This is a genomic window from Paenibacillus sp. HGF5 (assembly GCF_000204455.1).
In the GTDB taxonomy this organism is placed as follows: domain Bacteria; phylum Bacillota; class Bacilli; order Paenibacillales; family Paenibacillaceae; genus Paenibacillus_AQ; species Paenibacillus_AQ lautus_A.
Window position 1 is genome coordinate 1 of sequence record NZ_AEXS01000126.1, and the last position, 12,039, is coordinate 12,039.

The window sequence follows — 12,039 nt, forward strand, 5'->3', positions numbered from 1 at the left end:
TAATGTCGTGGAACCGGAGTATGCCTATGTACCGCCTGCGCATAAATTGGAAAATTCCAATTCCGCCCAAATCCAAACCCGGCAAACCGATGTCATTCGCCAGTATGACCTGTGGGGCAAGACGCTTACGGTCCCGGGAACCGCTTTGCAGGATCAGCACCCCCGTTTGACAGCGGCCAATGGCGCAGTTGAGGTAAACAAAGAGATGCTTGCCCTGGGGCGCCGAACGATGTATGAGGAATCCTTTGGCAATGAGGTGTTCTTGACCGATATTTTGGGAATCGTCGACGGTCCGATGAAGCTCAAAAACGTTGCTAAAGCCCTTGCCGAGCTGAAAGGACGGGGAACCACCAATTTGCGCGTCGAGCTTGATCAGGATGTGACCCTCGGCGGCAAAACCTTCCGCAAGGGGGATAAAATCGATACCGGCTTTGACGTAGCCAAAGGAGCTTATTCCCCCATTGGCGTAACGTTCAAGTATGCCGAAGGCAAAACCCGCATCGGCGTTAGCTGCATGGCCTGCCATGCCACCGTGAACCGTGATACGGGAATGGTCGTGGAGGGCGCGCCCAATTCCGATCTGAACCTCGGTTTAATGCTGGCGTTGGCTCCGAATAGCGCAGCGTATTTCACCCACACGGACGTTGCGAACCTCGTGGATTATGTCAAGAACGGGCAGCGTACCGTCATAAATTCCAAAGGGCAAGCCGAAGCCCTCCCGGATCCCGCACTGCTGGAAAAAGCCGTTGACGACAATCTGATCAAATGGGCGCCCGGCAATTTCGATACCACCGTCGATAAGGTCAGCGACGTGACCCAAATTCCCGATATGTTTACAAAGGGCGACCATCCGTACAGCTGGAGCGGCTTCGCCATCGCGGGTCCCTTCAAAGGACTCAGCACCTTCAGCAACAATGTTCACGCCCAAAATACGGATACATTAAGCCAAACCGAGGTCAGCGAGCCGCTAATGGGGATCGACAAAGAGATTTATGTGGGCACAATCCTGCAAAATGCGGCCCATCGCAAGTTTCGCTATGATCCAAGCAGCGGGCTGAAGCCGACCGAATTCTTCGACCGCCTGGACCCGAATCCCGGAACCCCCGGCGTTAATGAGGTTATCAAGATTCCGAACTTCCCCAAGGTTTCGGCCATAGCGCCGAACGGGCTGTATATCAGCTCGCCGGGTTTTAAGGCCGGGGAGCAGGTTAATGCCATGTCCGCTTATCAGAATACCGTCCGTCCGCCTGAAACCGATAAGGCTGAAGCCTCCGATGCCAAGACCCTCAGCCTCGGGGCGGAAGTTTTCAAAAAAGCGCAGTGCATCACTTGCCACGCAGGCGACTATTTTACCAACAACCGCATTATGCGTGCGGCAGAAATCGGCACCGAGCCTGCAAGGGCGAAGGCCTTCCATTTTACGCAGAACGCTTTTGGCGAGGCGGAGTTCTACCCGCCCGACACGCCTGTCCCGATTCCTCCGGACGCCAAGGCGACTAAAGTCCCGCTGGATGGTATAGACCCGGAGCAGATCAAGCTGGGCTTCGGCCATAAATCGGGCGGCGGTTATAAGGTCAAAGGATTGATCGGCCTCCGCTGGTCGGCACCGTATTTGCACGACGGGGGCGTCGCGGTCGGGCCGGAGCTGTCGCAAGCCGGAGTGCCGGCAACGCTTATGAAGGGCATTCACCCGGATCCCTACAACAGCCTGAAAGCCCTGATCGACCGCAAGCTGAGGCTGCGGGTCGTTGAGGCGAACCGCAAGGATTCGAGACTCAGGGATACCCACGTCACCGGTCAGGGACATGAGTATTGGGTCGACGAAAGCAGCGGGTTCACGCAGGAGCAGCAGGATGCGCTCGTGAAATATCTGCTCCAATTGAAAATGAAATAAGTCCGGGATATATCCATCATACTTTGTCCCATCGGCTCATAAGGTAAGGTATATAGCTTGCCTACCCCAGAACCGGTCTAAGACAAGGAGTTGATGAGATGTCCCCTTTCAAATCGTCCACAGGACTTCCCGAGAATTTGGCCGCGACGCTGTGCTATCTTCTTCCCATGGTCGGAGGAATTCTGTTTCTTTCATTAGAAAAGAGAAGCCGATATGTCATATTCCATGCGCTGCAGTCCTTGCTGGCCTTCGGCCTTCTGGCCGTCGCCCACCTGCTGTCGAGCGCGGTGCCCATCATCGGCCTTCTTGCCTCCGCCCTCCTGGCGCTGGTCGGCGTGCTGATGTGGCTGGTGCTTATGTTTAACGCCATTCAGGGAAAATGGTTCAAGCTGCCGTGGATCGGCAATTTTGCAGAGAAACAAATGCAGCGCATCTAAAGCAATGCATGCAAAAACGGCTTCCTCCCATGATTGGGAGGAAGCCGTTTTTTGGGCCTCAGCCCAAGACCGAACAGGATCAAAAAAAGCAGCCGGAACTGATCCGGCTGCTTTCGAAGATCATCTTAAGCTGCGTGCCCTTCTGTCGTCTCACCTCGCTCAGTGCGGGTCGGCTTCGTATATTTCAAGCCGTTAAAGATCAGATTCAGCACAATCGCGGTCAAGCTGCCGGCCACGATGCCGTTATCGGCAAGAATGCGCAGGTTGTCGGGCAGGCTGGCGAACAGGCCCGGCACGGTTGTGACGCCAAGACCCATGCCGACGGAACACGCGATAATGAACAGATTCTCATGACGGTTAAGGTCTACTTGATCCCCTAACATCCGAATGCCGGAGGAAACCACCATGCCGAACAGGGCAACCATCGCCCCGCCCAGAACCGATGTCGGCACAAGCTGTGTCATGGCGGCAATCTTCGGCACGAATCCGATCAATACAAGCAAACCGCCTGCCACTACGATGACGTCGCGCGTCTTCACGCGGCTCATCTGAATCAAGCCAACGTTTTGGGAGTACGTGGTATAAGGGAACGAGTTGAAAATACCGCCTACCACAATCGCAAGACCCTCCGCGCGGTAACCGCGGGACAAGTCCTTGGAGGTGATGTCGCGATCCACGATTTTGCCAAGCGCCATAAATACGCCCGTCGATTCGGCAACGCTGACGATCGCTACCAGAATCATCGTCATGATCGGAACGATTTTAAACTCCGGCGTGCCAAAAAAGAAAGGCTGCGGCGCGCGGAACCAGCCGGCTTCGCGCAATGGAGTGAGATCCACCCCGCCGTATAACGCGGCAACCAGGGTGCCGAGAATGAGACCCAAAAGAACGGAGATCGAACGCAAGAAGCCTTTGGCAAAACGATTCATGATAATAATGAAGGCAAGAACGCCGAAGCCAAGGGAAATGTTCAGTGCGCTGCCAAAATCCTCGCTGCCTTGGCCGCCCCCAAGGTCGTTCAAAGCTACGGGGATCAGCGTCAGACCGATAATCGTAACAACGCTCCCTGTAACGACAGGCGGGAATACCTTAATCAGCTTACCGAATAAACCGGAGAACAGAATGACAAATAAACCGGAAGCGATAATCGCTCCATAAATAGCCGACATGCCATGCTGCTGTCCGATAATGATCATTGGACCTACGGCCTGGAACGCGCAGCCGAGCATGACCGGAAGGCCGATACCGAAGTACTTGTTCCCGAATACCTGCAGTAAAGTAGCGACCCCGCATGCCAGCAGGTCGATGGCGATGAGATACGTCAGCTGCTCCGTCGTTAAACCGAGCTGCCCGCCAACGATAAGCGGTACGATGATTGCCCCTGCGTACATTGCCAATACATGCTGCAAACCCAGCGAAAAGGTTTTGCCCGGACTCCGATTTTTATCAAAAATCGGTTCTTGCACCGCTTGTTTCTGTTGTTCCATGGCTTTTTGATTCCCCCCAATAAATTGTTAGCTTTCGTTCTATGCGAATGTCACAACACCGTCTTCAAGTGATGCAATCCGTACAAGCGATTCGACCCGGTAGCCCGCTTCGGCCAGCAGGCGTCCTCCCGGTTGAAACGCCTTTTCAATGACGATCCCGATGCCTACCACTTCGGCACCCGCCTGCTCGACGATTCGGGCAAGCCCGAATGCCGCCTCGCCGTTGGCAAGGAAGTCGTCCACGATCAGCACTTTGTCGCCCGGTTTGATGAATTTCTTAGCGACCGTAATTTCGTTGGTCTCCTGCTTCGTGAAGGAGTACACCTTCTCCACGAATATATCCTCACGGAGCGTCAGCGATTTCTGCTTCCGTGCAAAGATGAGAGGCACTTCCATCTCAAGCGCGGTCATGATGCCCGGCGCGATGCCGGAGGATTCGATGGTCAATACGCGAGTCACGTTCGCTTCCTTGAACAATCGCGTAAATTCCTTTCCCACCTCTTTCATCAATACCGGATCCATCTGGTGATTCAGGAACGAATCCACCTTCAGTACCTGTCCGCTTAATACAATGCCTTCCTCTTTCACTTTGTTCTGCAGTAATTGCATGATGCTCCCCCTTAAATTTGTTGTCCGCATTCCAAGCAAAAAAGCCCACTTCCTCCCTTCACCGAATCGCCGGGAAAGAAACAAGTGGGCATAAGCAGCAAAAACGCACCGTTAGCCTTCCGGTCAAACGGAATTTGACCTGGCTTGTCCGCTGCTGCTATAACCCGTAGTCCAATCATTTCCGGTGATCGGGTAGAGACATGCAGGCCGATTCCTGCACCTATACGAGAAAATGTATGATATCCGAATTCCTTAGAATGCTTACGTAATAATGTTATATTTCCGAATGAATGAAGTATAACGCATTCCCTATGAAAAAATAAAGTGAAAATTTACGGAAATAATAAACTGCTGGTCAATTAAAAGAAAAAAAAGGCTGCCCCATACGATTAATGGGACAGCCTTCCCTTGAATCAACTTGTAGGTATCACTTCGATTATCCATTCCAGGGGATCACCGATGGGCACCGATATATCGCTGTTTATATCAACCAGCTGGATACGGAGCGTATAAGTCCCGACATGAGCTTGCTGCCAGCGGAACAGGATATCGCTCCCATTCCCTCCCAGATCCATATCCCCAGCCGTTAAACCTGCATTCACCCGGTATACCCCTTCACGATCTGGAGTTGCGATCTCATACCCCTCCGTCGGAACCGTTCCCGGCTCATGCGGCTTCATTCGGAATCCGAGTACGCCCAGACTTACCGGCTGACCATGGTCATCGAGAATCGTCAATTCATAGCCAACCCGGGTATCCTCGCTCAGTCCGTACGCTTTGGAATAAAACCCCCAATACATATCAAGGGCTGCCGGAAACGGCCCTTCGCCAATGAATTCGAACTGCGAGAAGAGATTGACCTGGATGGAACGGACGCCTTCTCCAAGCACAGTCCATTGGCCTTCCTTGATCTCAAGCAGCTCAATCTTCTCCGTATAGCTGCCCGGCTCCAGCAGATCGGCATAGAACTCCAGCGGAATATCCGGCGAAGCGACCTCGCTTAACTTAAAGCCGGTACCATCAACAGACTGCAGCGTAAAGCTTCCCTCTGCGTTGGATTCCACCGTCTGCTCGCCATGACGGACAGGCAGACCCACGACCGGAATTCCATCCCTTGTCAGCGTCACCCTGACTTGAACTTCCATGTCATCGGCTAAGCCTTTCGTCTCGAAATGAATGGATCCAAAATAATTGTCTGGGCGGGCCGACAGTTCACTGCTCATATCATCGCTATATATAACCGTCACGAAAGGATCGGTCCCCGGCGGCTCCGTCGTAGGAGGTTCCGTTACCGGAGGCTCAGTCACTGGGGGCTCGGTCACAGGCGGACCGGTTACAGGCGGCGACACGCTGCCTCCTGATCCCGAGCCGCCTCCAGGACTAACCGGCGTCGGCTGCCGAGCGCCTTTCTCCTGCTCCGCTTCTTTCCTGCCCTGGAGAAAGCGTGCCTGCTCCTCTGCGCTTAAGGATTGAATAAGCCGCTCTTCAGCCTTCTTCTTCATTTCCTCCTGTGCTTTTCGGTTCGCTTCATCCTGCTGCTTCTTATGCTGCTCGATCTTAGCCAGCATGTCGCCGAGTTTCTCCTGCAGCTGATCCAGCTGATCCTGCTGTTGATCTTGCTTCTTCTGTATCTCTTCCTGCTTGCGCTTCAATGCTTCCAAGCGCGCCTGCTCCAGAGCAGGGTCGAGGCCGGCTTGTTTATCCAAATCTTTCACTTGGCCCGGATCAAATATCTTCCCCGAATCCGGGCTTGCTTCTTTCATCAGTTTATCTATTTCTTCTTGGCTGGCTTTTTTCTTATCAAGCGCCTCTTTCGCGATATTTCCGATGAGGTTATTCAAATTATCCGCGACTTTTGCCAAATCGTCCGGCGATTTCATAATCAAGTCTTGAGTGCCGGTTCCGCTTTGTCCGGACTGTAGTTCTTGCCGCTTCTTCTCGAGAAACTCCTCGTTCTCCCGGTCGATGTCGTTCTTATTCTTAATTATCTGAGCAATGATTCCCGGCGAAGCGTTCCCCATCAAATCCTCAATATCGATGAATTGTACAGGGGGGCGTCCCTCCTGTGAGCCGCCTAGCGATATTTGTTGCGTGGGACTAATCATGACCGGGCCGGATGGCAGCAAGGAACCTTCTGTGCCTGTCGGCACCAGCGAAGAGCTTATTTTCCCGCTAGCGGTCACTACGTTTGTCATCCCTGTTAAGGGGTTGACGGTGATTATAAAATGCGTGCCTTGTACGCTATTGTCCGCATAACCGGTCCGCACGTCGAAACGATCAGTCGACCGGGCCAGGTCGGTAACATCATAATAAGCCTGCCCAGCCTCCAGATTCAGCCGAGTTACGTTGGAGATGCCAATCTTGCGAAGCTGCTCGACCACCAACGTCGTGTCGTTGCCTAACGTAATGACATCTTCCGTATCCAGGATCCGAAGCTTGGCGCCTCCCGTGCCGGAGCCGGTAACAATTTCATCGTCTTCGCCCAGCATCATCCCCTTGTAGGCGTCCACCTGCGCATACCCGCCGTAACGGAGCTTGGCCGAACCGGTGATTTCCACGACCTGCATGCGTCTCGGCGTAAAGTTCGAAGTGCTGAAGCTAACATTCCCCGGCTTCGTTTCCCGTTCAGCCAAATCCCGGATGATAACCAGCTTTGTGCTGGCGTTCCATTGGACATCCTTGCCCATCAGTTCGGCCACCGCTCGCAGCGGAGCCATCATCTGGCCGTTGGCGATATACGGCTCAACTTCCGTCGCCGCTCGGGAAACTTCTTTGCCCGCCTGATCCCGGGTCATATAGGGATCTCCGGCTTGCAGCGTGATGACATCCTCGCCAAGGGTTAATGTCATTTCCTTATTCTTGGCATCATAACTCAAACGGGCTCCGAGCAGCGTGCCTAACGTTCTGACAGGCACCACGGTCTGGCCCTGTTTCATAACGGCCAAGTCGCCCAGTTGGGCCACCTGATCTCCGTAAGCTGCGGTGATCCCTCGGCCTGGTTGCCAAGCATCAGGCGTCTTATAGCTGGACCATGCCCGGACGGCCCCATTGCGTTGGTCCGCGATGAACAGCTCCCCACTATCCGAAGCGACCCCAATATCCGCCGGCGCGTTGAATCGGACCTCGCTTTCAATTCCGTCCGCGTAACCTCTCGTTCCGCCGACCATGGTGGTCACGCGTTCGTCTTTCAGTTGACGCACGGCATGATTATGGGAATCTGCAATGAGAAGTCCATCCTCCACGCTCCATGCCAATCCCCGAGGCGAGTTGAAGCGGGCTGCATCCGCAGCTCCGTCCAGATAGCCAGGATCTGCGTATAACGCGTCCTTGGCGTAGCCATCGGATGACGGAACACTGCCGGCGGCCGTCGAAACGGTCCCTTTCCCGAAATCGATATAGCGGATCGCTTGATTGCCCGAATCGCTGACATACAAATTGCCTTTACCGTCAAGCGCAAGACCTGCCGGCTCGTTAAATTGCGCTTCAGCAAGCGATCCGTTCTTGTAGTCCCCTGCCAATGCGATGACTCCGGCGCGAACCTGGACAGCACGCGTCGAAGGGCTGCCAATCGTCGTTACTTCCCCATCCGGAGAGATCCGCCTAATGACGTGGTTCAGCGTATCCGCCACATACAGAATGCCGTCCTCGGTAACCGCAACGTCCTGCGGCTCGTGGAACAAGGCATCTTGAGCCTTCCCGTCCTTCAGCCCAATCCGTCCGTTGCCCGCTATGGTGTTTACTCTGCCCGCTTGATCGATTTTACGAATGGCATGGTTGCCTGAATCGGCTATGTACACTTGACCTTTTCCGTCAACGGCAATCCCGGACGGCCGATTCAAAAACGCAAGCTCGCCCTGGCCATCCAGGAGCCCGCCGATCGGAAGTCCCCCGCCGTCCCGCTTGTAGGACAAGGAGGCGCCTGCGAGAATACTGCTCTTCCCGTCCTTTATTTTGCGAATCACATGGTTCTCCGTATCGGATACGATAACGGAGCCGTCAGGCAGCCAAGCCACACTGCCCGGTTGTCGTAATCCTTCGGAAGCCAGTGACGAGGATAGCCCGGCTGCATGCCCCGGCCCCCCTGCAATCGTAGTCGATTGACCTAAAGGTAATCCGTTGCCGGCAACGAGCCTCTCTTTGCTTGGAAGAGGCGCAGTTGATGCTGCCATGGCGTCGCTTGCTCCCCCAAATACACTCCCCGCAAGGACAGCGGCTAGTGCCATCATGCCCATCTTTCTAAACCTAATCAAACCCAAACCCTTAACCCCCCTATACCTAAGTGATATTTCTAGCAAAAATCATACAATAATCCGGTCCTATCTGGATACATAATTTTCCCAATATATCTGACATCAAAAAAAAAGCCACCTAACGGCAGCTTTCTCCGAAAATTTCATCTATTGAAACGTAACGTGGATCTGCACGATCTCGGACCGGGAGCCCAGCCGAATCGGCGGTCCCCAGAAGCCGTAGCCCGAGGACACGATGGAATGCATCCGGCCTTTTTGCAGATATCCCCAATCGTTCTCGAACAGGGCCCTCGTAATCAAATGCGCCGGGAATACCTGACCGCGGTGCGTATGCCCCGACACGATCAGATCAACGCCCTGCTGCTGTGCTTCGTCCAGCGCATTCGGCTGATGATCGAGCAGAAAAACCGGCTTGGATAAATCCGCCCCTTCCATGATCATGGACAAACCTGCGCGGTCCTGATCCTGCTTATCCCGCCTGCCTACCAGCGTCAAACCCTCCACCGTCAGTTTCTCGTCATACAGCACGGTCATGCCGCTGTCCTCAAGAGCCGATATCAGCTCCGTGATCTCCCCTTCGAATCGGTCATGATTGCCAAGCGAAGCATATACGCCATAGGTTGCCTGGATACCGGTCAAAACCCGATCTATCCCCTGGCTTAAATACGCATCCAGATCATCATCAATAATATCGCCCGGAAACAGAACCAGATCCGGCTTCAAGCCATTGATCTCCTTCACCATGCGCTCAGCGTGTGCCTTGCCTGACAAGACGCCGAAATGCATATCGGACGCCATGACGATATTCAGCTTCTCCATGGTTCCCGCATCCTTGTCCACCTGAATATCGTAAGCACGTACGGTTGGACTATAAGCGTTAAAAGAGCCGAAACCGATCGCGATCACCATCAGCACCAGCACGACGGATACCGCCGCCTTCTCCAGCCCATCTCTTCGCAATGCCGTCATCCTCAGCAGCCATAACACGATGTGCATCAACGGGAGAAGGATAATCAGCACATAAAAAACAGCCATCCAATACGATCCTATGATATTGAGAACGGTTGGATTACCGAAAAACCGTCCTGATATAAACGATGTCGATACCACGGTCAGCACGACTATGTATACCCATTTGAGCGCCATGGACGGCCCCGGCCTCAACCAGCTCCATACGCTTCGGCCAATATAATAAACCAGCAAGCCGTAAATCAACAGCGCCACGATTCCTGCAATAATAAACATCGCCATCCCCTTCCGTACATCCATTATAGCAAGCGGATTTTACAAATCCCAGCGGACGTTGGCGGAAGGCGGAGGGCTTATGATCTTCGCATGGTTCTTAATGACATCAAGAAGCCGTTACAAACCCGTGCGTTGTTTCGGCAGCAGCTCGTTCAGCAGCGCCTTCAAATTACGGTCTTCCGTATATCGCTCCTGCCCCATATCCAATTCATTCACGCGTATATACGTATAGCTTTCCGCGCCGTTCTCCGGTTTAAAGAGAAGTTCATCATGCGGGTCAGGCACCACCCGGTACTCCATTTCATGAAACATATCGAGCAGCTGCTCACCTGTAGGAGTCTCTCCCTTATCAACAAAAATCAATCCCCGCAGCTTCTTGGGGCCTTCTTTATGTCCGACTGTAAAATGAACGATGCATTCCATGCTCATCCATCTCCCTTCTTGGTTGTTATGTTATCGGTTCACATCCGTCTCATTCATGTTCTCCTGCCATCTCGGCCTTCATTCACGCCGGTTGCCGGTCTTAAGCAAATAAACGCCAAGATGAATCCCGGCGTTCCTAATCATTATGTCTATTCCATTCTACGATGAAACATGATGCTTAACTGTGACAAAAGTCACTTCCAGAAAGGTATTGATCTAAAACCTGCCCCTAGGCCGTATTGCGATTGGAGTCCCCGTTCACTTCTTCTTCGGGATCGCCTTCATGCCCCGCCAGCGGGCGGGTTATCGATGACGCAGCCTGGTCTTCCTGAGCTTCAGCCTCCGGCTCCGCATTAAGATACTCGCTTTGAATCAGGCCAAAGTGTTCTCCGTAACGCGCTTCCAGCTGCTCGCCCATGTCCTGTTCCAACTGGAACAATACCATCTCCTGGGTAAAATGATGCAAGAGCAGCTCTGCCATGACCGGATGCTCCGTGATAACCGCTCCCGTATCATAGTCCCCGCCGCGCATCCCTAAGATGCACCATTGCCGATCGACGACAAACGAGAACTTCCGGCCGCCGGCCCTGCGCTCCGCAAGGTCGCTCCACCCGGGCCACGCCAAAGTTCTTGAGAGTCCCTGATCCGGACCGTCGCAAGCCCACAGCACCTTTACCCCTCTGGCCTCCGCTTCCGCCAGCGGCTCACGGAGCAGCGACGCTTCCTCGCGCCAGACGTCAACGACGATCTCCCGTTTCGCCCGCTTCAGTTCCCGTACAAGCACATCAAGCACCGCCTGATCGCCCTCCATGCTAAGGAAGGGAGCGGCCGTGCCGCTGCTCCGCGGCAGGCTCTTCTCAACAAAAGCGAGGGATGCCTCCACGCGCCCGGATATCATCCGCGTCAATTCCTCCGGCTTCAGCGAACGGTAACGGACAGGTTCCCCGTCCATTCGCTCAAGCGCTCCCTGCCGTTCCAGACGCTGCATGGCCGCATAGACGTTGGAACGCGAAGCGCCCAAACGTTTAGCTACCTCATACCCGCCTGCAGGCCCATGCTCGGCAAGGTCCACCATAATCTTCGACTCAATTTCTGTAAATCCTAAATTGCGCAAATGATGCAGCAATTGTTCCATAATATTAGTCCTCCCATAGATGCTCGAACGCTTGCTCTATCATTCACACTGTCCTTTATTCATCGCGCAAGGGCATGATCGTCCGAATCCCTATCTCTTAAATCTGTTCAGCTCCGCAGCGCGGACACCATTTCGAGCCTTTCGGCAGGTCGACGCTGCAAATTTGGCACTTCACCATGTCGCGGGTCGCTTCATCGTCTCCGACGTAGTCCTGGCTTTGATTATTTTCCTGCCAGAAACGAATGCGGCGGTCCAGCTCCAGCTGTCTCTCCCGCTCGCGCTCGAGCTCTTCCCAGTGACGGCGTTCCCTCTCCTGCTCCTCCTGCTCGAGGCGCAGCCGTTCCGGATCAACCTCCGGTTCAGACGACCGCTCGATGATCTCCTCGCGCTGGCGTTCCGGTTCAGGATCATACAGGTCTGGCTCGTACGGATCCGGATTCGGACGATAATCATAGGTCTGGACATCGTCCTGTTCCTCCTGGATTTCTTCAGCCGCCGCATATTCGCGTTTATCGAACATGCTCTTGCGCTCGGGCTCCCGCGGCTCATCCGGCGCCGA

The 12,039-nt window shown here is 54.1% G+C and carries 8 protein-coding genes, 1 pseudogene and 1 riboswitch; of the genes and pseudogenes, 2 read left to right on the forward strand and 7 right to left on the reverse strand.

Features of this window, described 5'->3' with window-relative positions; all coding sequences use genetic code 11:
- Positions 1-7 precede the first annotated feature (7 nt).
- Positions 8-1,894 (forward strand): hypothetical protein, encoded by a 1,887-nt coding sequence (locus HMPREF9412_RS19515; RefSeq protein WP_009593436.1) that lies wholly within the window; start codon positions 8-10, stop codon positions 1,892-1,894.
- A gap of 98 nt (positions 1,895-1,992) precedes the next feature.
- Positions 1,993-2,331, forward strand: coding sequence for a DUF4870 domain-containing protein (locus HMPREF9412_RS19520; RefSeq protein ID WP_009593435.1), 339 nt, complete (start codon positions 1,993-1,995; stop codon positions 2,329-2,331).
- Between the two features lie 125 nt (positions 2,332-2,456).
- On the opposite strand, the gene HMPREF9412_RS19525 is transcribed toward HMPREF9412_RS19520, so the two are convergent.
- From HMPREF9412_RS19525 to HMPREF9412_RS19555, 7 genes and pseudogenes are all read right to left on the reverse strand, one after another.
- Positions 2,457-3,818 carry a nucleobase:cation symporter-2 family protein gene (locus HMPREF9412_RS19525; RefSeq protein WP_009593442.1) on the reverse strand — a complete coding sequence of 454 codons (1,362 nt, stop codon included), beginning with the start codon at positions 3,816-3,818 and terminating at the stop codon, positions 2,457-2,459.
- A 39-nt stretch (positions 3,819-3,857) separates the two neighbouring features.
- On the reverse strand, positions 3,858-4,427 hold the full coding sequence (locus HMPREF9412_RS19530) for a xanthine phosphoribosyltransferase (RefSeq protein WP_009593434.1): 570 nt from the start codon (positions 4,425-4,427) through the stop codon (positions 3,858-3,860).
- A 147-nt stretch (positions 4,428-4,574) separates the two neighbouring features.
- Positions 4,575-4,675: riboswitch (purine riboswitch) on the reverse strand.
- Between the two features lie 165 nt (positions 4,676-4,840).
- Positions 4,841-8,596 carry a stalk domain-containing protein gene (locus HMPREF9412_RS19535; RefSeq protein ID WP_009593440.1) on the reverse strand — a complete coding sequence of 1,252 codons (3,756 nt, stop codon included), beginning with the start codon at positions 8,594-8,596 and terminating at the stop codon, positions 4,841-4,843.
- A 228-nt stretch (positions 8,597-8,824) separates the two neighbouring features.
- The gene (locus tag HMPREF9412_RS19540) at positions 8,825-9,922 is read right to left on the reverse strand and encodes a metallophosphoesterase (RefSeq protein WP_175320784.1); all 1,098 of its coding nucleotides are present in this window, start codon (positions 9,920-9,922) and stop codon (positions 8,825-8,827) included.
- 117 nt (positions 9,923-10,039) lie between these two features.
- Positions 10,040-10,351 carry a hypothetical protein gene (locus tag HMPREF9412_RS19545; protein ID WP_009593441.1) on the reverse strand — a complete coding sequence of 104 codons (312 nt, stop codon included), beginning with the start codon at positions 10,349-10,351 and terminating at the stop codon, positions 10,040-10,042.
- Positions 10,352-10,574: 223 nt separating this feature from the next.
- Positions 10,575-11,480 (reverse strand): TrmB family transcriptional regulator, encoded by a 906-nt coding sequence (locus HMPREF9412_RS19550; protein ID WP_009593437.1) that lies wholly within the window; start codon positions 11,478-11,480, stop codon positions 10,575-10,577.
- Between the two features lie 97 nt (positions 11,481-11,577).
- Positions 11,578-12,039 (reverse strand): annotated as a pseudogene (locus HMPREF9412_RS19555) (zinc ribbon domain-containing protein); the annotation flags it as partial.